General features: G+C 47.9%; 21 protein-coding genes, 1 riboswitch and 1 other annotated feature. Of the genes, 14 read left to right on the top strand and 7 right to left on the bottom strand.

The features are described 5' to 3' along the window. Nucleotides 1-32: 32 nt before the first annotated feature. The 3 genes from GBH70_RS01835 to gntK form a co-directional block, all read right to left on the bottom strand. Entirely contained in the window at nucleotides 33-890 is an 858-nt protein-coding gene (locus GBH70_RS01835) for an XdhC family protein (protein ID WP_253693331.1), read from the bottom strand. A 320-nt stretch (nucleotides 891-1,210) separates the two neighbouring features. Next, a complete protein-coding gene (locus GBH70_RS01830; protein ID WP_151679437.1) occupies nucleotides 1,211-1,441 on the bottom strand; it encodes an aromatic acid exporter family protein in 231 nt (76 codons plus the stop codon). A 63-nt stretch (nucleotides 1,442-1,504) separates the two neighbouring features. Next, nucleotides 1,505-3,052, bottom strand: a complete 1,548-nt coding sequence (gene gntK, locus GBH70_RS01825; protein ID WP_151679436.1) for a gluconokinase — start codon at nucleotides 3,050-3,052, stop codon at nucleotides 1,505-1,507. Nucleotides 3,053-4,167: 1,115 nt separating this feature from the next. Between gntK and GBH70_RS01820 the strand changes: the two genes are divergently transcribed. From GBH70_RS01820 to GBH70_RS01810, 3 genes are all read left to right on the top strand, one after another. Further along, nucleotides 4,168-4,947, top strand: a complete 780-nt coding sequence (locus GBH70_RS01820) for an alpha/beta hydrolase family protein (RefSeq protein WP_151679435.1) — start codon at nucleotides 4,168-4,170, stop codon at nucleotides 4,945-4,947. Nucleotides 4,948-4,978: 31 nt separating this feature from the next. After that, nucleotides 4,979-5,221, top strand: a complete 243-nt coding sequence (locus GBH70_RS01815; RefSeq protein WP_151679434.1) for a DUF2584 domain-containing protein — start codon at nucleotides 4,979-4,981, stop codon at nucleotides 5,219-5,221. A 97-nt stretch (nucleotides 5,222-5,318) separates the two neighbouring features. Beyond that, entirely contained in the window at nucleotides 5,319-5,714 is a 396-nt protein-coding gene (locus GBH70_RS01810; RefSeq protein WP_151679433.1) for an NUDIX hydrolase, read from the top strand. Between the two features lie 67 nt (nucleotides 5,715-5,781). On the opposite strand, the gene pckA is transcribed toward GBH70_RS01810, so the two are convergent. Then, the gene (gene pckA, locus GBH70_RS01805) at nucleotides 5,782-7,368 is read right to left on the bottom strand and encodes a phosphoenolpyruvate carboxykinase (ATP) (protein WP_151679432.1); all 1,587 of its coding nucleotides are present in this window, start codon (nucleotides 7,366-7,368) and stop codon (nucleotides 5,782-5,784) included. Nucleotides 7,369-7,581: 213 nt separating this feature from the next. Further along, nucleotides 7,582-7,732: riboswitch (SAM riboswitch) on the top strand. 191 nt (nucleotides 7,733-7,923) lie between these two features. Between pckA and metK the strand changes: the two genes are divergently transcribed. Beyond that, the gene (gene metK / locus GBH70_RS01800; RefSeq protein WP_151679431.1) at nucleotides 7,924-9,135 is read left to right on the top strand and encodes a methionine adenosyltransferase; all 1,212 of its coding nucleotides are present in this window, start codon (nucleotides 7,924-7,926) and stop codon (nucleotides 9,133-9,135) included. Nucleotides 9,136-9,636: 501 nt separating this feature from the next. Then, nucleotides 9,637-11,547 carry an asparagine synthase (glutamine-hydrolyzing) gene (gene asnB / locus GBH70_RS01795; protein WP_151679430.1) on the top strand — a complete coding sequence of 637 codons (1,911 nt, stop codon included), beginning with the start codon at nucleotides 9,637-9,639 and terminating at the stop codon, nucleotides 11,545-11,547. Between the two features lie 86 nt (nucleotides 11,548-11,633). On the opposite strand, the gene GBH70_RS01790 is transcribed toward asnB, so the two are convergent. Further along, nucleotides 11,634-12,158, bottom strand: a complete 525-nt coding sequence (locus GBH70_RS01790; RefSeq protein WP_151679429.1) for a gamma carbonic anhydrase — start codon at nucleotides 12,156-12,158, stop codon at nucleotides 11,634-11,636. A gap of 217 nt (nucleotides 12,159-12,375) precedes the next feature. Here GBH70_RS01790 and GBH70_RS01785 point away from each other — a divergent pair, with 217 nt between their 5' ends. From GBH70_RS01785 to GBH70_RS01775, 3 genes are read left to right on the top strand one after another with little or no spacing between them, the layout of a single operon-like run. After that, nucleotides 12,376-13,182 (top strand): alpha/beta hydrolase, encoded by an 807-nt coding sequence (locus tag GBH70_RS01785; protein ID WP_151679428.1) that lies wholly within the window; start codon nucleotides 12,376-12,378, stop codon nucleotides 13,180-13,182. Between the two features lie 12 nt (nucleotides 13,183-13,194). Further along, complete coding sequence (gene tbcS / locus GBH70_RS01780; RefSeq protein WP_151679427.1) at nucleotides 13,195-14,289, top strand: tetraprenyl-beta-curcumene synthase; 1,095 nt, start codon at nucleotides 13,195-13,197, stop codon at nucleotides 14,287-14,289. Between the two features lie 12 nt (nucleotides 14,290-14,301). Further along, nucleotides 14,302-15,306, top strand: a complete 1,005-nt coding sequence (locus tag GBH70_RS01775; RefSeq protein ID WP_151679426.1) for an LLM class flavin-dependent oxidoreductase — start codon at nucleotides 14,302-14,304, stop codon at nucleotides 15,304-15,306. A 2-nt stretch (nucleotides 15,307-15,308) separates the two neighbouring features. Here GBH70_RS01775 and mnmM read toward each other — a convergent pair whose 3' ends face one another. After that, nucleotides 15,309-15,881, bottom strand: coding sequence for a tRNA 5-(aminomethyl)-2-thiouridylate-methyltransferase MnmM (gene mnmM / locus GBH70_RS01770; RefSeq protein ID WP_151679425.1), 573 nt, complete (start codon nucleotides 15,879-15,881; stop codon nucleotides 15,309-15,311). Continuing rightward, the gene (mnmL, locus tag GBH70_RS01765; RefSeq protein WP_151679424.1) at nucleotides 15,878-16,846 is read right to left on the bottom strand and encodes a tRNA modification radical SAM protein MnmL/YtqA; all 969 of its coding nucleotides are present in this window, start codon (nucleotides 16,844-16,846) and stop codon (nucleotides 15,878-15,880) included. Before mnmL ends, mnmM begins: the two co-directional genes overlap by 4 nt. A gap of 148 nt (nucleotides 16,847-16,994) precedes the next feature. Between mnmL and GBH70_RS01760 the strand changes: the two genes are divergently transcribed. The 6 genes from GBH70_RS01760 to GBH70_RS01735 all read left to right on the top strand — a co-directional run bounded on the left by GBH70_RS01760 (nucleotide 16,995) and on the right by GBH70_RS01735 (nucleotide 22,818). Then, a complete protein-coding gene (locus GBH70_RS01760) occupies nucleotides 16,995-17,270 on the top strand; it encodes a YtzC family protein (RefSeq protein WP_151679423.1) in 276 nt (91 codons plus the stop codon). A gap of 16 nt (nucleotides 17,271-17,286) precedes the next feature. Next, nucleotides 17,287-17,460, top strand: coding sequence for a glycogen biosynthesis protein GlgD (locus GBH70_RS01755; protein ID WP_151679422.1), 174 nt, complete (start codon nucleotides 17,287-17,289; stop codon nucleotides 17,458-17,460). A gap of 313 nt (nucleotides 17,461-17,773) precedes the next feature. Beyond that, nucleotides 17,774-18,973, top strand: coding sequence for an MDR family MFS transporter (locus GBH70_RS01750; protein ID WP_151679421.1), 1,200 nt, complete (start codon nucleotides 17,774-17,776; stop codon nucleotides 18,971-18,973). Between the two features lie 47 nt (nucleotides 18,974-19,020). Beyond that, nucleotides 19,021-19,232 (top strand) — a binding site (T-box leader). A gap of 70 nt (nucleotides 19,233-19,302) precedes the next feature. After that, entirely contained in the window at nucleotides 19,303-21,717 is a 2,415-nt protein-coding gene (gene leuS / locus GBH70_RS01745; protein ID WP_151679420.1) for a leucine--tRNA ligase, read from the top strand. Nucleotides 21,718-21,851: 134 nt separating this feature from the next. Further along, the gene (locus GBH70_RS01740; protein WP_151679419.1) at nucleotides 21,852-22,325 is read left to right on the top strand and encodes a hypothetical protein; all 474 of its coding nucleotides are present in this window, start codon (nucleotides 21,852-21,854) and stop codon (nucleotides 22,323-22,325) included. Further along, on the top strand, nucleotides 22,315-22,818 hold the full coding sequence (locus GBH70_RS01735) for a hypothetical protein (protein ID WP_151679418.1): 504 nt from the start codon (nucleotides 22,315-22,317) through the stop codon (nucleotides 22,816-22,818). Before GBH70_RS01740 ends, GBH70_RS01735 begins: the two co-directional genes overlap by 11 nt. The last annotated feature ends 28 nt before the right edge of the window (nucleotides 22,819-22,846 follow it).

The raw sequence follows: 22,846 nt of genomic DNA, 5'->3' as shown, positions 1-22,846 counted from the left end.
TTTGGCTGCGGAAGAAATGCCGATGATTTTTTTCATATTTTCTCCGGTTTTCTTAAAACTTTTATCATTTCGGCGATAATACTGATTGCAATCTCTTCCGCCCCTTTCGCATGTATATTAATTCCGGCCGGTGAGGAGATCCAGGGCGGAATTTCTTTTCCTTCAAGTAATCTTTCTGTTCTCCTACAGGGCCCCAGTATACCGAGATAAGATAATTTTTTGTGCATCAATATGCGAAGAAGTTCCTTATCTTTTTGAAAATTGTGGGTCATAATTACGGCAAAATCTTTTTCGACAATGTCAAGGTTTTGATCTGCACCATCTGGAAATCCGGTGATACACTGTTCGGCTTCAGGAAAGTTTTCACGGTTGCATAACGCCGGCCTATGTTCATAAACTGTTACGGAAAAACCGGTCTGAGCCGCAAATCGTACGAGCGGTTTTGCATCCGGCCCCGCCCCAAACAATATCAAGCGGGGGCGCGACCTGTAATGGTATGAATAAAATTGGCCGTTTTTATCTGTGCTTCGTGTGTCGCTTTTGCCAAAAAGTTTTTCTATCATAAAAGCCGGAAATGCATCGCCGAAGGGTTCACCGTTTTGGGGAAAATAACCACCCCGGAGGAACTCAAAATTCCCGTTAAACTGTTTAATATGAAGAACAGAAATCCCTGCATCCAAAAATGCTTTTAATTTCATTAAATTTTGCCTTAAAGTCCGGGTTAAAGGTTCGATGAATATATGCAAAATACCGTTGCACCCTGCGCCCTGCCCCCATGATAAGTCTGTTTCATCCTGCATATCATAGGTGTAGATTTGTGCTTTTCCGCTTTCCAGTACTTGTTTTGCTTTCCATTTCAGATCTTCCTCGAGGCAACCTGCGCTTAACATGCCGATTTGTGCCCCGCTTTCCCCATTAATATGCAGGAGCCTTCTTTTTTATAAGCGGAGCCTTCAACATGCAGTATTGTTGCAATCACACATCTTTCCGTTATAAAGGGGAGTTGCTCCAACATTTGAAAAATATCCTCCAAGCTGCTCACCACTTTCAAATATCATAATAAAGTTTATTCAGGTTTATGGATTTCATGAATTGTTCTGTGAGTACAGCCAAAGGTATAGAAAATTGATGTGTTCGGTTTTCTTTTAAGAAGGGTTGTACAGGGGAATCCAATTCAAAGGGGTCGCCTTCCAGCAACTGTTGGAACATTTTACTGAAGGCCGCCATTTGTGCCGATGACCATTGTACCAATCATACGATTAACTGCAAAACTTATCGTTTGATCCGGCATTGCTTTGATACATAAAATGACCGTTAAAGGCGCCAAATAGGGGTGATGGGAACCGGCTGATTTTGCGATCTCCCAGGATAATGAAGATGCAATGGCGATTTTCCAAATGATCAGCTGCTTCATCTCAAATAGCGGTTTATTTTGTTTCATTTGCATTGCCCATCCTTATATAAAGTTTGCTAAAAAGGGGCTTTTGGGCAGCCCCTGTTCTCATCAACCCTTCACCCATTTCCGCTGAAACGCCGCAATATTCCCGTACTCCGCTTCCAGCAGACGTGATACGCGGATGTAAATTGGGAGGATTTCTTCATAAATGGTGACATTTTCAGGGATCGGCCGGTGGGTGTGCGTGGAGCCGACCCATTCGGATACAATCGAGAAATCGTCAATTTTACCCAGTGCGTACATGCCGAGGACGATGGCGCCGAGGCAGGAGCTTTCGAAGCTTTCCGGAACGACGACTTCCTGGTTGAAAATGTCGGCGAGCATCTGGCGCCACAGTTCGGATCTGGCAAAGCCGCCGGTCGCCTGGATTTTCTGGGGAACGCCTATCATTTCCTGGAGCGCAAGCATGACGGTGTAAAGGTTATAAATGACACCTTCCAATACGGCGCGGACCATATGCTCGCGTTTATGGTGCAGGCCGAGTCCGAAAAATGATCCTCTTGCATTTGCATTCCAAATCGGTGCGCGTTCGCCTGCCAGATACGGATGAAAGATGAGCCCGTCTGATCCGGGGGCAACGCGCGATGCGATTTTCGTCAGCACCTCGTAAGGATCAAGGCCGAGACGTTTAGCGGTCTCCACTTCGGCGGAAGCGAGTTCATCCCGAACCCATCTGAACGTCATCCCGCCATTATTGACCGGCCCTCCGACGACCCAATGGTTTTCCGTCAGCGCATAGCAGAAAATCCTCCCTTTTGGATCGGTTGCCGGCTTGTCTGTGACCGTCCGGATTGCGCCGCTTGTCCCGATCGTGATCGCGACAACGCCGGGGTCGATCGCATTTACGCCAAGATTGGACAGCACCCCGTCGCTTGCCCCGATGACAAACGGCGTGTCTTGCGGAATTCCGATTTCGTGGGCATATATTGGATCCAAACCGGTGAGGAAAAAAGTAGTGGAAACCGGTTTGGACAGTTGATCCGCCGAAATGCCAGCCACTTTGAGCGCGCCTCTGTCCCAGTCAAGTGATTCAAGATGAAAGAGGCCGGTTGCAGAGGCAATGGAATAATCGACAACATATTGCCCGAAAAACCGGTAAAAAATATATTCTTTAATGCCGATAAACTTATATGTTTTTTCGAACAAATCCGGCTTATCGTTCTTCAGCCAGGTGATTTTCGCGAGCGGTGACATCGGGTGGATCGGGGTTCCGGTTCTTCTGTAAATGTCGATGCCGTTCCATTCATTTTTGATCTTTTTCGCCCATTTTGTTGACCGCGCGTCCGCCCAGGTAATGCAGCGGGTTAACGGTTTTCCGTCTGCATCCACCGCAATCAAACTATGCATGGCAGAGCTGAAAGATACGAGTTCAATATCGGATGGATTGATGCCGCCTTTTGCAATCGCCGTTTTCATCGTTTCTTTCACGGCGCGGAAAATTTCATCCGGATCCTGTTCGGCCACATCAGGTGAAGGGCTGTGCAGCGGGTAGCCGACATGGTGCATGCTGATTACTTTCCCTTGCGCGCCGAACAAAACGGATTTCGTTGTGGTGGTGCCGATATCGACACCTAAATAATAGGATGAAGCCGTCATTTTAAACAATCTCCTTTATCTTGGTGCAAAAATGTTTCGCTTTGCAGAAACGCTCTTTGAAAAATTTTTCCTTCATTTGTATTGTACTGAAACCGCTTAGAATTGGAAAGGTTTTTGCGTATGCGTAAAATATTTCTCGGGGGTTAAAGTGTGGAAAAAAATAGAAAGACACTCTATCATTTAAATGTACGCTTGTAGTCGAGTACATCTACGGCATGGACAGCCTCATAAAAGCAAAGAAACAGGTTGAGGGCTGGAAAGTCAGCAGGTCTGACAAACCCGCCCAGCTGCTAAAACAGCCTGTACGCACGTCAATCGGGGCAAAACAGGGATCTATAAGCCCGTATATGAGCATTCAATCAACAATAGGGAATTTGAGCAAGATTTTTAGGTTTTCATATCTTCACCTGGATAAGGGGCAATCGCAAAATCCTTTAAAAGGCTGAGAATATATGATGATCGCTAATTCCTGAGACTCCTGCGGGAAAAGCGAGCAAGAAGAGACCCAGTGTGTTTGAAGGACAAGCGAGTAAATTTCGCGATCATCAAAAATATGCCCAGTTTAACGGCTTTTTTGATTGCCCTTATCCAGGGAAGCAAGCAAAGTGCGGTAGCCAAAAGTGTACAAAAAGTGTTCACCGGAGGAACAGCCTACGGGTTAGAAGGTCGGGCAAAAACCTGTGGACGCAGACTTTTTAAGTAGTCAAAGCTACAGAGTGTTCTCAGCGTTAACCCAAATGATCCTAAGACCATTATCTAGGAACATCACGAAACGCCCAAGTCCCAAATTGATGTTTTCGGGGCTCGCCCCGAAAACATCAAAGATTCACTTGTCAAAGAACAATCATTCAACTGGATATTGACTCATTTAGTAGGATCGAAACTTATTATACGAGAGTGGCTGGACATCACTGATTTTTAAACGATGTCGAGAAAAACTTGACACATACGTTTTTGCTGGAAACTTGACAGGCACCTGAACCAAACGCCATACTAGCAACAGAAGCTGAAGGTGGAAGGATTTTAGGTATGTGAAGGAAACAAACCGGTAAGAGAACTAAGGGGCATTGTTTGGAGCAAGGCAAATCAATGAAAAACTGAAAAGGTGATGCGGCATGGGTTTGATTGTCGACAAGCAGCTTTTTCCTTCCCCGAGTCCGCGGGTGCGCATGTATCTTGTCACGTATTTGTCGGACGGCTTGAAAGTGAAAGGGATGCTGGCGGAACCGGATGATGGGCTTACATATGATGGGTTTTTGTATTTGCGCGGTGGCATCAAGAGCGTCGGGATGGTGCGGCCGGCGCGCATCGGCCAGTTTGCGTTGGAAGGATTTATCGTTTTTGCTCCTTTTTACCGCGGCAATTGGGGCGGGGAGGGGGATGAAGATTTCGGCGGATGCGACCGACACGATGCGTACTTTGGTTTTGACCTGCTGATGGAACACGATCGGGTTTCCGGAAAAGTGCATGTGTTCGGTTTTTCCCGCGGCGGCATTATGGCACTCAGTACCGCAGAAGCAAGGACAGCCGCATCGCTTGTCACCTGGGGTGGCGTTTCGGATGTTGCGCTAACGTATAGGGAACGCGTCGATTTAAGAAGAATGATGAAGCGCGTCATCGGGGGCACGCCGAAAAAATACCCGGACCGTTACCGGGAACGGACGCCTCTGTATGCGCTTAATCAAATTCAATGCCCGGTGCTTATTATCCACGGAGAGCAAGATCGGAATGTTTCAGTGGAACATGCGCGGCGCCTTGAACGCGGGCTTGAGGCTTTGGATAAGCGGGTGGAAACATGGTATTTCCCGCAGTTTGCCCATCATTTTCCGCCTGTTGTGAACCGCCGGATTGTGCATGATTTATGCGTGTGGATGAAAAGACGGGCATTGCCATGATAAAATGAAAATACTAACGGAGGTGAGCCGAATGGGAATGTTGATGGGACTGGATACGGTCCTCATTACAAACGGGGAAGAAGAACGGATTGAACAAAATTTATTTGTGCTGAAAAAACCGGGTTACTGCCTTTATCCGCTTGATATGCCAATTGAAGTCCGGAAAAAGAAGGAAAGCGAACCAAGCGGAAGTGCCGTAATCCGGAAAATGGAATGGGAACGAAATACGACCATCATCCGCTATGAACTCGTTTCTTTGAATACGCCGAATTAAAACATGCGCCGCGTTTCGAACTGCGGCGCATGTTTTTTGAATGAAAGAGGCACGAAAGCAAATACTATTTTGTAAAGCAGGAAAGGAGTGGCCTGTAATGGAAACGAAAGGGACCTATATGAAAGACTGCGGCGCCTATGCCGTTATTTTTGATGCAAAAAAAGAAAGGGTCGGGGCGGTTCTGAAATATAATGGTTATGTGCTGCCGGGAGGTAAAATCGGGCAGGGGGAATCGGATATTGCCTGCCTCAAGCGTACGGTCGGGGCGGAATTGGAAGTCGGGAGTTTTTTAGGAAAAGCTGCACAATTCACAAGGCAACATACGATAGACGAAGGGCTGTTTTATTTAGGAAAAATCGAACAGCCCAGTGAAGGAAGCCAAAAACTGGAATGGCTAAATCTTCACGAGGCTGCCGCAAAAATGAGCGGCGGCCACCACCAATGGGCCGTTCAGGAAGGGATCAACGCCGTCCAGGCAAGTATGTGGTTTTAAAGTCCGTTATTTGGATGCGTAAGGATAGCCGGATTACTGAGGCGCCTTTCTCGCGGCTCCCGCCGGTTTAAACGAGTGGACCGCCGAGTTTTTCGATCTCGCCCGGTATGGACGCGAATTTCCAGAAGTTCTCCTTGAAGCGTGCAGCAAGCTCAAGCGCTTTTTGGCGGTAAGCCTGTTTGTCTTCCCAAGTTTCTGCCGGAAACAGGACGTGATCCGGCACACCGTCGATATGGAGCGGGATGTGCAAACCGAAAATGTCATCCTGCTGCGTTGGTGCATCTTTCAGTTTTCCACCGATTGCGGCCCGGACCATTGCCCTTGTGTAGCTTAATTTTATGCGCGCCCCGGTGCCGTACGGTCCGCCAGTCCAGCCGGTATTGACGAGGAATACTTGGACATGGTGCTTTTCAATTTTTTCTCCAAGCATTTTCGCGTATACAGCCGGTTCAAGCGGCAAAAACGGCGCGCCGAAACAGGTAGAGAAAACGGCTTCCGGGCTGGTGACGCCGCGTTCGGTGCCAGCCAGTTTCGATGTATAGCCGCTTAAGAAATGGTACATCGCCTGTTCCTTTGTCAGCCTGCTGATCGGCGGCAGGACACCGGATGCATCGGCCGTCAGGAAGATAATTGTGCCCGGATGGCCGGCCATGCCGGAGCGGGCAATGTTTCCGATGTTTTCAATCGGATAAGCGGCCCTTGTGTTTTCGGTAAGCGTATTATTCTCAAACTGCGGACTGCGGGATTCCGGATCGACGACAACATTTTCAAGGACGGTTCCGAATTGGATCGCCCGGTAAATTTGCGGTTCTTTTTCTTCCGTCAACCCGATGCATTTTGCATAGCAGCCGCCTTCGATGTTAAATATGCCGCTGTCCGACCAGCCGTGTTCATCATCGCCCACAAGCGCGCGGTCCGGGTCTGCTGACAAAGTCGTTTTCCCGGTTCCGGACAAACCGAAAAACAGCGCCGTATCGCCATTTTTACCGGTATTTGCGGAACAGTGCATGGAAAGGATGCCTTTTTGCGGCAGCAAATAATTCATAATAGAAAAGATGCTTTTTTTCATTTCACCGGCATATTCCGTTCCGCCGATTAAAATGATGCGCCGTTCAAGCGAAATGATGATAAAGACTTCGGAATGCGTACCGTCTGTAGCCGGGTCAGCTTTGAACAGCGGCGCGGACAAAATGGTGAATTGCGCCTCGTGTTCCTGCAGTTCCTTCGCGTCCGGCCGGATAAACAATTGGTGCGCAAATAAATTATGCCAGGCGAACTCGTTCACGACCTGGATCGGAAGGCGGCTGGAAGGATCGGCACCTGCAAATCCTTTAAACAGAAAAATCTCGTTTCTGCTTTTTAAATACTGCACCATTTTTTTGTAAAGCTTGTTGAACACTCCGACAGAGATCGGCTGGTTGGCATTTCCCCAGTCGATGCGGCTTTTTGATTCGGAGTCGACAACGATAAATTTGTCTTTCGGCGATCTTCCCGTATATTTTCCCGTTACAGCGGAAACGGCCCCGGTAGAGGTCAGCACCGCTTCTTTCCTTACTAATATTTTTTCCATTAATTGTGGTACGGAAAGCTGAGTGCGTACATTTTTCCCCGAAAGCAAAAGTTTTAAATCATCAGAAGTGCCAATAAGATCCATTTCGATAAACCGCCCCTTTGAAAATCTTATTCTATCTTGTAAACGATATTAGTATAACATATTTATTTGATTGTCACATACTTGTGATTGAAATATGTGATGAAATAGGAAAGAAAGGGAAACAGGCTTTTTGATCGTGGAAACTTCCCGCAGACAATGAAAAAACATTGACACTGGCCGGTAAATTGCGTATGATTTTACTTTGAACGGATACTCTTATCCCGAGCTGGTGGAGGGACGGGCCCAATGAAACCCAGCAACCCGCCGCTGGAACAGGCGATGCGCTCGCAACGCAGCCGCCGCTTTAACTTCCAGGCAAAGGTGCTAACCTGCAGCAAGGAAAGGATTCCTTGAACGATAAGAGTGAAAGGCGCGATAAGCAATAGTCAAAACCTTTCCACTCTCCCATTGGTCGGAAAGGTTTTTATTATTGGCCGCTTTATTTCCTATAGGTATACTTGGAATTTGATATTTAATTTTGAGCCTGACATAATAAGGGTAATGAGTACCGTTAAAGAGGATAAAAACAGCAACCCATTTAAGGAGGAAAAGTGAATGTCAAAAAGACGGCATTTGTTCACATCGGAATCGGTCACGGAAGGCCATCCTGATAAAATTTGCGACCAGATTTCCGATGCAATTTTGGATGCAATTCTGGCAAAAGACCCGAATGCCCGCGTCGCCTGCGAAACTTCAGTTACAACCGGCCTTGTGCTTGTTACGGGGGAAATTTCCACGAATACATATGTGGACATTCCAAAAGTGGTGCGGCAAACGATTAAAGAAATCGGTTATACACGCGCGAAATTTGGATTTGATGCCGAAACGTGCGCGGTGCTGACTTCGATTGACGAACAGTCCGAGGATATCGCGCGGGGTGTCAACCAGGCACTGGAAGCGCGCGAAGGCCAGATGAGCGATGAAGAAATTGAAGCGATCGGGGCAGGCGACCAGGGCTTAATGTTCGGTTTTGCCTGCAATGAGACGGAAGAACTGATGCCGCTGCCGATCTCGCTCGCCCATAAGCTGGCGCGCCGCCTTGCCGAACTCCGTAAAAAGGAAGTACTTCCGTATCTGCGCCCGGATGCGAAAACGCAGGTGACCGTTGAATATGATGAAAACAATAAACCTGTCCGCATCGATACAATTGTCATCTCCACACAGCACAATCCGGACGTCAGCCTTGAGCAGATTCAGGCAGATATGAAAAAGCATGTCATCGAACCGGTCGTGCCTGCCCATCTCCTTGATGCGGACACGAAATATTTCATTAACCCGACCGGCCGTTTTGTGATCGGCGGACCGCAGGGGGATGCCGGTTTGACCGGCCGCAAAATTATTGTAGACACGTACGGCGGCTATGCCCGCCACGGCGGCGGCGCATTCTCCGGAAAAGACCCGACGAAAGTGGACCGTTCCGCTACCTATGCAGCCCGCTATGTCGCGAAAAATATTGTGGCGGCCGGGCTGGCGGAAAAATGTGAAGTGCAGCTTGCGTATGCGATAGGGGTGGCGAAACCTGTATCCATCTCCATTGATACGTTCGGTACCGGAAAAGTTTCTGAGGAAGTGTTGATTAAAGCCGTACAAGCCAACTTTGACCTGCGACCGGCCGGCATTATCAAAATGCTTGACCTGCGCCGCCCTATTTACCGGCAGACCGCTGCGTATGGGCATTTCGGCCGCAACGATTTAAACGTGCCGTGGGAAAAAACGGATAAAGCCGAAGCGTTGAGTGTGTTTGTGCACAATTATAAGGAAAATTAATGTAGATAAGGAGCGGGGCCTGATTTTGGCAGCCGCTCTTTTCTTATGTTTGAAAGAGCTGGACAAAAAGTTCTGCATTGGAGAGAATAATTAGAAAAATGTAAAGAAAAACCAATAGGTGAACCGGGGAGAATCCGGTTCGAAATGGGGAGAACCGCCAGACGAGTAAGCGCGGCACTTTGGGGAGAAAGATTGGCAAAACAGGGGAAAAACCGGTGCAACGGGGAGAACCTGATCCAAATCGGGGAGTCTCGGAATGCATCAACACGGCCCGGGCCGGTACGTTCCTCCCATGCAGTTTGTTTCTTTTTTAACAAATCGTATTTTTTCCTGCAAAAATGCCGGAAAAAATGCTAATATATATTACATGTGTTGAAAATGGCGCCGGAAAAGGGCTGCCATAAAAATGGTTTGTCAGAAGGTTTCTTCCTTCATTTGTTTTTTCACGAAAAAATTTTAAAATAAAATGTATCGAAACTATCAAAGTAGGTGACTTTCCTCATGTGCGGATTTATTGGCTGCGTCCATGACCATCCAATTGCATTATCAGATGAAGACAGGCAACTGTTTAAAAGCATGAACAATATGATTGTGCATCGCGGTCCTGATGATGAAGGCTACTACGAAGACGAACATATCCAGTTCGGATTCCGCCGTCTAAGCATTATTGACCTTGCCGCGGGGCACCAGCCTTTAACATATGAAAACGAACGGTATTGGATCATTTTTAACGGCGAAATTTATAACTATGTCGAATTGCGTGAGGCATTGCTAAAAGAAGGGCTTACGTTCGAAACAAATTCCGATACGGAAGTGATCCTCGCACTGTACAGCCATCTTGGCGAAAAAGCAGTTGGAAAACTGCGCGGTATGTTCGCCTTTGTGATTTGGGACAAGCAGGAACAGACGTTGTGCGGGGCACGTGACCCGTTCGGCATCAAACCGTTTTTCTATTACCAGAGCGGGGAAGAAATGTATTTCGGCTCCGAGAAGAAAAGCATTTTGCTCGCGATGGAAAATCCGGAACTTAATTACGATGCAGTCCAGCATTATTTAACGTATCAATTTGTCCCGGAACCTTACAGCATGACAAAAGGCGTTCAAAAATTGGAACCGGGCCATTATTTTATCAAGAAAATCGGTAAACCGATGGAAATTAAGCGGTATTTTAAAGCATCGTTCCATCCGGTGCAAAAAAGCGAAGACGAATTTATTAAAGAAGTGCGCGATGTGCTCGTTGATTCCGTCAAAGTCCATATGCGCAGCGACGTGCCGGTTGGGGCTTTCCTTTCCGGCGGGATCGACTCTTCGATCACCGCATCGATAGCGAAACAATTCCACCCGGCGATTAAAACTTTTTCTGTCGGCTTTGAACGCGAAGGCTACAGCGAAATTGACGTCGCCAAAGAGACGGCGGAAAAACTTGGTGTCGAAAATATCAGTTATGTGATCACGCCACAGGAATATATGAAAGAACTGCCGAAAATTATTTGGCATATGGATGACCCGCTTGCCGATCCTGCCTGTGTGCCGCTGTATTTCGTGGCGCGCGAAGCCAGGAAGCATGTCACGGTTGTCTTGTCCGGGGAAGGCGCAGACGAATTGTTCGGCGGCTACAATATTTACCGCGAACCGCAGTCTCTTGAAGTTTTCGATAAAATTCCTGTTGCCGGAAAATCGCTTTTGAAAGCTTTGGCAAAAGTGCTGCCTGAAGGGATTAAAGGGAAAAGTTTTATCGAGCGCGGCGTGACGCCGATGGAAGACCGTTATATCGGAAATGCGAAAATGTATACGGAAGAAGAAAAAAGGGACTTGCTCAGGACTTACCGCAGCGATCTCGATTACCGCGATATTACAAGGCCGCTGTACAATGAGACGAAGGGTTATGACCCGGTTGACCGCATGCAGTATATCGATATCCATACGTGGATGCGCGGCGATATTTTGCTGAAAGCAGACCGGATGACAATGGCCCATTCGCTTGAACTGCGCGTGCCGTTTTTGGATAAGGAAGTGTTCCGGGTGGCCTCGCAAATTCCGTCGAGTTTAAAAACGTCCCATAACACGACGAAGTATATTTTAAGAAAAGCGGCAGAAGGCATTGTGCCGGACCATGTGTTGAACCGGAAAAAACTTGGGTTCCCGGTTCCGATCCGCCACTGGCTGAAAGAGGAAATGCATGACTGGGCGGTACAGACGATAAAAGAAAGCCCGACCGATGATATCATCAATAAACAATATGTCTTAAAACTGTTGGAAGACCATTGCGCGGGCAAACTTGACTACAGCCGGAAAATCTGGACCGTCCTGATTTTCATAGTATGGCATGCTGTATACGTGGAAGACAAATATGATTTTCAAAAACAAGCCCGCGGCCAGCTTGCCGGAGCTTCACTATACAGAAGGCGCTAGGCAAGAAACCGCACGACACGTTAACCGCTGCGGGAAAGCGGAAAAAATTGCAGGAACAAATAGGGGGGTCTGCCCCGCTTCCGGAATCAGCTTTCGGAAACGGGAACAGACCCTTTGTAGTATTGCGCTTTTTCCGCATATTCGTGGACAATCCGGCGCATGTCCTGTATATCTTCTTCTGTCAGTTCGCGGATCACTTTGGCGGGGCGTCCAAATGCCAGCGTACGGGGCGGGATCTTTTTCCCCTGCGGCACAAGGCTGCCTGCGCCGATAAACGCACCTTCCCCGATTTCGGCGCCGTCCAGGATAATGGATCCCATGCCGATCAGGGCTTTCGGATGGATGTGGCAGCTATGTAAAATGGCCTGGTGCCCGACTGTCACTTCATCTTCCAAAATGAGCGGGGTGTTAGGGCTTTGGTGCAGGACGCAGTTATCCTGGACATTCACTCTCCGGCCGATTCTCGTTGGGGCGACATCGCCGCGGATTACGGTGTTGAACCAGATGCTGGATTCATCGCCGATTTCAACATCCCCCGTAATCGTCACATAGTCAGCAATATAAGCAGTTGGCGAAATGACAGGCGTTTTGCCGTGAAAAGGGTAAATCATCAAATCCACTCCTTGTTCAAAGAACTGATTTCAACAGGCTTTTTTCTGTTGGTTCCTGCAATATCTGCTTTGTTTTTTTCGCTAGTTTGCCTTATAAAGAATTGTAAACAAATTATGAATAAATTGGAATGGAAACGGCATATGTTTTTCAGAATGGGAGGATTATGGGTAAAATAAAGGAAGGCGATCGTATCGCAGTTTTGAAGGAGGCAATAAAATGTGGAAATGGGAAGCAGATGAAAATCCGAAAGCAGTCATCGTCATGGTCCATGGCGCGATGGAGCACCACCGCCGCTACAGCTGGCTGATCGAGATGTGGAGATCGAGCGGCTTTCATGTGGTGATGGGCGATCTTCCCGGTCATGGCATGACATCAAGGGCACAAAGAGGGCATATCGAATCCTTTGACGAATATACAACCGAGATTAAAGACTGGGTGACGGCGGCTTACCAATTTGAATTGCCGATTTTTCTCCTCGGCCACAGCATGGGCGGGCTTGCGGTGATCCGGCTGCTTGAAAGGGAGCGCTTGAAAATCGCAGGCGCTATCCTTTCCGCACCGTGCCTCGGGCTTGTCACTTATCCTTCAAAGCTGCTTGGCCTGCTTTCGATCGGATTAAACCAAATTGCGCCAACCATACGCTTTAATAGCCCGCTGACTGTACAGATGGCGACGCGGAACCAGGAAATTCAGATGAAGACGGCAAATGATTCATTGATGTTAACGAAAGTTTCCGTCCGCTGGTACCGCGAGCTGATTGCGGCGATGCGTCTGGCTCATGCCGATGTGATCCGGCTGCCGGATGTGCCGTTTCTCGTGATGCAGGGCGGCAATGATAAAATCGTGGACAAGGTAGCGGTTTTGGATTGGTTTAACCAAACAACGCTGTCGGAAAAATTATACAAAGAATGGCCGAAATGCTATCATGAAATTTTTAATGAACCGGAAAGGGAAGATGTTTTTCTTTATGCGAAAAACTTCGTGGAAAACCGGCTCCGCGCTTTAGGCTATATCATTGATTGAGGTGAACCGCTGATGACAATCCCATCCTGCCCTATATCGTTAATGGCCCAAGTTTACCGCAGGGTGATGCCGGCTGTCCACCGCGAATTGCGCTACTGGCGGGAAAGGGCACGGCAAATTCCAAATGAAGAATTAAAGGCGCAGGCGCTTGCAAGCATCAAATATAAAACGTTCCATTGTGAGGGCGGGTCGATCCTGGGGCTTTTGGCAATGGAAGAACGTGCACAGGCTTTTCAGTTTATTGTCGCCTACCAAACGATCAGCGATTATTTGGATAATTTGTGTGACCGCAGCACATCGCTCGATCCGGATGATTTCCGGGCATTGCATGAATCAATGTGCGATGCGCTGACGGTTGGGGCAAATTTAAAAAATTATTATCGGCTCCGCGAAGACCAAAACGACGGTGGTTATCTGCACGAGCTCGTGACGACTTGCCAATCCGTTTTAAAAGCAATCCCCCATTACGAAGCGATCAAACCTTATTTGCTCGAACTGTGCCGTTATTATTCGGATTTGCAGGTACATAAACATGTGCGGGTTGAAGAGCGGGTGCCGCGGCTTGAGAATTGGTTCGCACAATTTAAAGCCGATTTTCCGGATATGGGATGGTATGAGTTTTCGGCTTGTTCCGGTTCGACCCTCGGGATTTTCTGCCTCGTCTCTTATGCGCTCCGGGATGATTTCCGCCCCGAATATGCAAAAATTATCCGTGACGGCTACTTTCCTTATATACAGGGGCTGCATATTTTGCTTGACTATTTTATTGATCAGGATGAAGACAAGAAAGGCGGAGATTTGAATTTTTGCTTTTATTACCCGAATGAAGAACAGCTTTTCCGACGGCTGAAGCATTTTTTACGGGAAGCGGACAAACATACAGGGCAACTTCCGAATGAAAAATTCCATAAACTGATTAACCGAGGGCTGCTAGCCGTATATTTATCCGATGATAAAGTAAGGAAACAGCGGAGCGTCCGGAAATTGTCGCGGAAAATGATCAGATCTGCGGGTTCCATCAGTTTATTTTTTTATTTCAATGGAAAAATGTACCGGGCAATTAAAAACATGATTCCGGCCGGGCTTGCAAAAATACTTGTGAAATAGGAGAGATGAAAATTGGCGGAATTAAGTTTGAGCATTTTGGACCAGTCTCCGGTTTCGGAAGGAATGGCGGCGGAAGAAGCGCTGCAAAATACGGTGGAATTGGCAAAACATGCGGAAAAATGGGGATACCGCCGCTTTTGGGTTTCCGAACACCATGATTCCGCGGCGCTTGCCGGTTCATCGCCGGAAGTTTTGATTTCCTATATTGCTGCGAAAACATCCCGGATCCGCATCGGTTCGGGAGGGGTGATGCTGACGCATTACAGCGCATTTAAAGTTGCGGAAAATTTCCGGGTGCTGTCAGGCCTCGCGCCGGGGCGAATCGATCTTGGGGTCGGCAGGGCGCCCGGGGGCATGCCGCGTGCGACGTATGCCCTGCATAACGGGGAAAGGAGAAACATTGACCGGTTCCCGGCGCAAATCGATGAGCTGCAGATGTATTTGCACGATGCGATTGATCCGGAAGATAAACTGTATGGGTTAAAGGCGACGCCCGTAACGAACACAAACCCGGAAGTGTGGTTGCTCGGGTCAAGCCAGAAAAGCGCCGCACTTGCCGCAGAAAAAGGGCTGCCGTATGCGTATGCCCAATTTATCAACGGGGAAGGCGGCCCGGAGGCAATGCGCACCTATCTCAAACAGTTCAAGCCGTCCCCCTATTTAAAGGAGCCAAAAAACATAGCGGCTGTTTTTGTTTGCTGTGCCGAAACGGATGAGGAAGCACAGCGGCTGAATGCGAGCATGGAACTGGCGAGGATTTTGCTTGAACAGGGGATACCGTCAGACGGTCTCCCGAGCCCGGAAAAAGCGTTCGCCTATCCGTACAGCCGTTTCGAGCGGGCCCATATCGAGGAAAACCGCAAGAATATGGTGATCGGCTCGCCGAAAAAGGTGAAAGATACGCTGCTCAGGCTCGCCGATGTTTACGGGACGGATGAAATCATGCTCGTTTCCAATATGTACCGGTTTGAAGACAAGCTGCGGTCTTTTGAACTGATCGCAAAAGAAATGCTGTAATCTTACCTTTTTTCAATTGCAATCAGAAAAGGCGGATGGTTTTCCTGGTTGATAAAACCGTATTGCAGCACATGCGCCTGTTTTTGGTCAAGTTTTTTCACATACTCAAGGAGCCGGTCGCGTTCAAAAGCACCGCCTTCATGGCCGTGGTAAACGACAATGGCGATGACCCCGCCGGTTTCAAGCATGGCAAAAATTTGCTCTACTGCGGCAATCGTTGTTTCCGGCCGGGTAATTACCGATTTATCGCTGTTTGGCAGGTAGCCGAGATTAAAAATCGCCCCGCTGATTTTCCCGTGATATCCAGCCGGGATGCATTCGCCCGCATGCTCGTGGCCGGTTCGGAACAGCTCCACGCGCGTGTCCAGCCTTTCTTTTTGCAGGCGTTCTTTTGTCCGGATGACCGCTTCCGGCTGGATATCAAAGGCGAACACTTTACCGCTGTCCCCGACAAGTTTTGCCAAAAACACGGTGTCATGCCCGTTCCCGGCGGTCGCGTCAATCGCAAATCCGCCTTTTTTGACTGCTATTTCCATCAGGGAATGGGCGAACGGAATAACAGGAAGCATGTTCATTTTGCCGATGCCTCCAAAGTATTTTTGTAAAATTTCCCCTGCCAGCTGTCTCTTCTTTTTAATTCTGCATCAATCGCATTTAAAACTTCCCATTTGTTCACGCTCCACATTGGGCCGATCATCAGGTGGATCGGGCCGTCGCCGGTAATGCGGTGGATCACCATTTCCGGCGGCAAAATTTCAAGCTGGTCGCACACGAGTTTTACATAGTCTTCAAACGAGAGGAATTTCAGCATCCCTTTTTCATATTGCTTTACCATCGGCGTTCCTTTTAACAAATGGAGCAGGTGGATTTTGATGCCCTGCACATCGAGCTTCGCCACTTCGCGCGCCGTTTCCATCATCATATCGTAATCTTCCATTGGCAGGCCGTTTATAATATGGGTGCAGATACGGATGCCTTTTTTCCGGAGTTTGTCCACGCCTTCTACATAGCACTGAAAATCATGGGCGCGGTTTATGAGCTGCGCCGTGCGCTCATGGACCGTCTGCAGGCCGAGCTCCACCCAGAGGTATGTCCGTTCATTCAGCTCCGCCAAATATTCTACGACATCATCCGGCAGGCAGTCCGGCCGGGTGGCGATGGACAGCCCGACAACCCCGTCCTGTTTGAGCACCGTTTCGTATTTTTCACGCAGCACATCTACCGGCGCATGTGTATTGGTAAAGGCTTGGAAATACGCCATATATTTTCCTCCTTTCCATTTATGGTGCATTTGTGCTTTCACTTTTTGAAATTGCGTTTCCAAGTCATCCGTGCGGTCGCCGGCAAAATCACCTGACCCTGCTGCGCTGCAAAACGTACAGCCGCCGTATGCCACAGTGCCGTCCCGGTTTGGGCAATCAAACCCGCCGTCAAGTGCAATTTTAAACACTTTATGGCCGAAATGTTTTCTTAGATGGTAATTCCATGTATGGTAACGTTTATTGTCATTTGAATATTGAAATGGATTTGATTCCGCCATTTTAAACGGCCTCCTTTTTTCGCCTCTTTCGTGCGGTTCCTTAAGCATTTTACCATGAAAGATCGTTTGTTAAAAGGAATGGCGGGCGTGCGGCTGGGCACAATACAAATGGAGCATGCATGCTTCAAAGAAAAAGGGGGAATTGGTGATGGCTACACGGGAAGCAGTCGAAAATTGCATCAGCCGCTGCGAAAATGCCATACATTCGGCGCGCGAGCAGTATATGGAAGGCATCCGTGAAGAAAACTATGGCTATTATGATTTTTCCGCGCCTTTGAAAGAACTGGAAGATGCCTATAACGAGCTTTGCAAACTAGCGATCAGCGCCAACTCCCAGCAGCGTGAGCGCCTCCACCGCATGCGCCTGCAAATCCAGCAGTTGCAGAACCAGATCATTTTACAGGAACACGAACCGATTATGTAAGCACGGGGGTAACGGTATGCCAAGGAAACGTTCAAAACAGCAAAATCCGGAGCAGAAAACGAAAAACGGCGTGAACAATCAGGACATCGAAGCCGTCCTAGATTACGACCCGGTGAAGGAACTGAAAAAGAAAAACAGCAAAAAGAGCCAGCCGGTAAAATCGAAACAGCATAACGAAAATCCGAATTAATGGAGAAAAGCGGGATGAAAAGCAGTTCATCCCGCTTTTCAAGGGGTATTGGACCTGCAGCAGACTAAAGTTTTGAAAAATATCAGCGGAAATGGAGAAGAAATCAGCGTAAAACTTGAAATATCAGCGGAACCGGCAAAAATATCAGCGGATGGTTTAAAAATACCTCTGATGGTATAGATGCTGAGCCAACTAAGTTTGCGGAATATTACTTCTTTCAGTCTCAGAGCAAATCTTTCTTGCCCCAATACAAAAAAACACATAAAATGCTGTTTGGAAGATTAATATTGAAGAAACGAAAGGGAGCATGGCCATGCCAAAGTCCTTTTGGCTCCTTGTGATCGGGATGGCAATCAATATTACCGGCTCTTCTTTTTTATGGCCGTTAAATTCCATCTACATCCATGATCATCTTGGAAAAACATTATCCGTCGCAGGGGTTGTATTAATGCTCAATTCATTGGCGAGCGTGATCGGCAGTCTTGCGGGGGGAACTTTATACGATCATATCGGCGGATACCGCGCAACGATGATCGGCATTGTGATCACCGTAGCCGCCTTAACCGGGCTTACCTTTTGGCACGGCTGGCCGCAGTATGTTATTTTTTTGTCGTTAATCGGCCTCGGTTCCGGAATCATCGGGCCGGCGATGTTCGCCATGGCGGGATCGGTGTGGAAGAACGGTGGGCGCAAGGCATATAACGCCATCTATGTTGCGCAAAACATCGGCGTTGCGGTCGGTTCGGCACTCGGGGGCGCGATTGCCTCTTATTCATTTGATTACATTTTTCCGGCCAACTTGCTGATGTTTATTGTTTTTGGGCTGATTGCGGCGTTCGGCTATAATAAAATGTCTAAAGAACAATTGGCGCGAAAGAATCAGGGACGTACCGGCATTTCAAGTGGTACCCGTTCACAACTTCTGGCGCTGATCATATTATGTACATCATACCTGCTTTGCTGGATCGCATATGTACAGTGGCAGGCGACGATTTCAGCTTATACGCAGAAACTTCATATTTCACTTCATGAGTACAGTTTGCTCTGGACGTTGAACGGGTCAATCATTGTGCTCGGGCAGCCTTTCCTTATTCCGGTTACGACAAAATGGCTGTCCAATGTAAAAGCGCAAATCATGGCGGGGATTGCCATTTTCATGGTTTCATTCGGAGTTGCAAGCATCGCGGAACAGTTTCAGGGCTTTGTTGCCGCGATGGCTATCCTCACTTTAGGGGAGATGCTCGTCTGGCCGTCGGTTCCGGCAGTTGCAGGCGAGCTGGCTCCTAAAGGGCGGGAAGGATTTTACCAAGGGATTGTCAACAGCGTGGCAACGGCCGGGCGCATGATCGGGCCGGTCATTGGCGGATTGCTTGCCGATTTGTACGGCATGAACGTGCTTTTTGCTGTGTTAATTGTCCTGTATGCGGTGGCGCTCATGCTTACCGCGGCCTATAACCTCCCGTTAAAGTCAAAAAAAGCGGAGCAATCGGTGCCATTAAGAAAATCTTGTTGAAACGATGTATAAATTTCTGTACAATAGTAAATAAAATGAATAAATATGGAAGAACGTTGACAAGGAGCAGTAATGGCGGGACTGAAAACAAGAGAATTGGCGGAGGGTGCAAGCCAATCAGAAACCCCCATGAACTCGCCTTTGAGTTGCAAATATGAACGGATTCATTAGTATTTGCCGTTTTCCGCGTTAAGGATAATGAAGTGAGTGCTTGCACTAATCTGGGTGGTACCGCGGGAGTGGCCCTCTCGTCCCAATTCCTTGGGATGGGGGGGTTTTTGCATTGCTTTTATTGTCAATCGGGATACATACAGAAGGAGGAGTTTCAGATGAGTTTTGATCACCGGAAAATCGAAAAGAAATGGCAGAAGTACTGGGAAGAGCATAAAACTTTCCGTACGGACGAAGATTCAAATAAACCGAAATTTTATGCGCTCGATATGTTTCCGTATCCTTCAGGCGCCGGCCTGCACGTCGGGCATCCGGAAGGTTATACGGCAACCGATATTTTGGCGCGCACAAAACGGATGCAGGGGTACAATGTGCTGCATCCAATGGGCTGGGATGCGTTCGGGCTTCCGGCTGAGCAATACGCGCTTGATACGGGAAACGACCCGGCCGTTTTCACGGAAAAAAATATTAACACGTTCCGCCGTCAGATCAAGTCGCTCGGTTTCTCCTACGATTGGGACAGGGAAATTAACACAACGGATCCGGAGTATTACAAGTGGACGCAGTGGGTTTTCCTGCAGTTATGGAAACGGGGGCTTGCATATGTGGATGAAGTGCCTGTCAACTGGTGCCCGGCGCTCGGGACCGTACTTGCCAACGAAGAAGTGATCGACGGCAAGAGTGAACGCGGCGGGTATCCGGTAATCCGCAAGCCGATGCGCCAATGGATGCTGAAAATCACCGCTTATGCGGACCGGCTGCTTGAAGATTTGGAAGAGCTCGATTGGCCGGAAAGCATTAAAGACATGCAGCGCAATTGGATCGGCCGTTCGGAAGGGGCGGAAGTGATATTCAACATCGACGGCACCGATGAAACCTTCACCGTCTTCACGACCCGCCCGGATACGCTGTTCGGCGCGACTTATGCGGTACTGGCGCCGGAGCATCCTTTGGTTGATAAAATCAAAACGCCGGAACAGGCAGATGCGATCGCGGCTTACTTGGAACAGATCCAATCGAAGAGCGACCTTGAACGGACGGATCTCGCAAAAGAAAAAACCGGCGTGTTCACTGGCGCTTATGCGGTCAATCCGGTCAACGGCGAAAAAATGCCGATCTGGATTGCCGATTATGTCTTGATGAGCTACGGGACAGGCGCGATCATGGCGGTGCCGGCCCATGATGAACGCGACTACGAATTTGCGCGCAAATTTAATTTGCCGATCAAAGAAGTTGTAGCCGGCGGCAATATTGAAAAAGAAGCCTATACCGGTGACGGCGAGCATATTAATTCCGGATTTTTGAACGGGCTTGACAAACAAACGGCAATCTCACGCATGATCGAATGGCTAGAAGAAAAAGGCATCGGGCAGAAAAAAGTGACATACCGCCTGCGTGATTGGTTGTTCAGCCGCCAGCGCTACTGGGGCGAACCGATCCCGATCATCCATTGGGAAGACGGCACGACCACCGCTGTGCCGGAAGAAGAACTGCCGCTCATGCTGCCGAAAACGACCGAAATCAAGCCAAGCGGCACAGGCGAATCGCCGCTTGCCAATATCGAAGACTGGGTCAATGTGGTGGATCCTCAAACAGGCAAAAAAGGTCGCCGCGAAACAAACACAATGCCGCAATGGGCGGGAAGCTGCTGGTACTTCCTCCGTTTCATCGACCCGCATAATAAAGAAACGCTGGCAGATCCGGAAAAACTGAAAAAATGGCTGCCGGTTGACATTTACATCGGCGGTGCCGAGCATGCGGTCCTCCACTTATTGTACGCCCGTTTCTGGCATAAGTTTTTATACGATATCGGCGTTGTGCCGACGAAAGAACCGTTCCAAAAACTGTTCAACCAAGGCATGATCCTCGGCGAAAACAATGAAAAGATGAGCAAATCGAGGGGGAACGTCGTAAATCCGGATGACATTGTCGAATCGCACGGGGCCGATACGTTGCGTTTGTATGAAATGTTTATGGGGCCGCTTGATGCCTCTATCGCCTGGTCAACAAACGGCCTTGATGGATCGCGGCGCTTCCTTGACCGGATTTGGCGACTATTTGTTGACGAAGATGGCAGCCTCGCGGCAAAAATCCAGGACAAAGCGAACCCGGCGCTTGAAAAAACGTACCATATGACTGTGAAAAAAGTGTCGGAAGATATCGATGCTCTCCATTTCAATACGGCCATTTCGCAATTGATGGTGTTCATCAACGAATCGTATAAAACAGATATTTTGCCGAAAGCTTATGCGGAAGGCTTTGTGAAAATGCTCTCGCCGTTTTGCCCGCATATTGCTGAAGAACTTTGGGAAAAACTTGGGCACAAGGGCACGATTACGTACGAAGCATGGCCAACGTTTGATGCGTCAAAACTCGTTGACAATGAAGTTGAAATCGTCCTGCAAGTGAACGGCAAAGTGCGCAACAAAGTGATGATTGATCGCAATATGGGCCGTGAAGAGATGGAAAAACTCGCGTTGGCGGATGAAAAAGTAAAAGAATTTACAGAAGGGAAAATCGTCCGCAAAGTGATTGTCGTTCCAGGCAAACTGGTGAATATTGTGGCGAACTAACCGCTTTAAAAAACAGGCCTTTGCATCGATTGGGCTGCAAGGCCTGTTTTTTATATGAAGGCAGATTCATAATTTTTCATAGGAAACGGCAAACTATGCTTAACATTTATTTCATAAAAAAGGGGAACGGGCAAATGGTCATTTTATTCCCAGTTTTTGCAGGGGTTGTTCTGTTCTTATTTTGTTGTCGTACGGCCAAAAAAGAAAAACTGAAAACAATGGGGCTTTACTTATGGCTTTACTGCTGGACGGTCAATATCCTGAGGATAATGGAACTTAATCTGCGCTGGATCCATGACCGCCATATACCGATCATTTTTATTTCAAGACAGCTCATCCTGTTTCAGTTCCCGTTCTTGTTTCTCCTTTATTTACATTTTTGGCATCGAACAAAGTTTCCTGCATTGAAATCCGGAACAACAGCCGCTTTCTTCCCCGTATTTGCGGCCTATTTGGCGGTATTGCAATTTTCCGGCGTCCTGTTTGCACGGGAATGGTCTTGGAGGTATTTGTTTGTTTTCTTTTTTTTCGGGCTTGCTGCAGCCCATACCGGGGATGTGCTATTTAAGCTTTTTGGAAAAAAGGGGGCGGCCCAGAATGCTTCCTGAACGATTTGACCAAAATGAAATTTATGTCCTTGTATCCCTTGCTGCACTCATTTTTGCCGTATGGATTTTGCCAAAATCCGTATCACGCACAGCTGGTATCACGACCGGTTTGTTTTTCTCGGCTGTTTCCTGTTTTGCCGATGAAGTCATCGGCGTCACGTACCCTGGAAATTTTTATGACACATTTGATTCCCACCGGCATGAATTATTCGATATCATTATGTATTTTTCGGTGTACATTTTATATGGCTATATATTTATCAATTTACTGAAAATGTTTTTGCCGAGGTTTTCATCAAAGCAGTTTAAAATTTTTTACCTGTTGGCCTGGATTTCCGCTTCTACGATACTGGAAGGCATTTCCGATTTGTTCGGCGTGTTCCATTATTTGAATGGGTGGAACCTTTTCTGCTCATTCCTTATATACTGCCTTAGTTTCCCGTTATTTTTTTCTTTTTCAAAATGGGTCTTAAAAATTGAAGATTCAGTTTAAAATGTTCTGAAATTGGAAAGAATGGATC

It is taken from the genome of Weizmannia acidilactici, assembly GCF_008974225.1.
GTDB lineage: Bacteria > Bacillota > Bacilli > Bacillales > Bacillaceae_C > Weizmannia > Weizmannia acidilactici.
The sequence above is the reverse complement of the archived record's forward strand: the minus strand, read 5'-3'. Positions and strand labels throughout refer to the sequence as shown.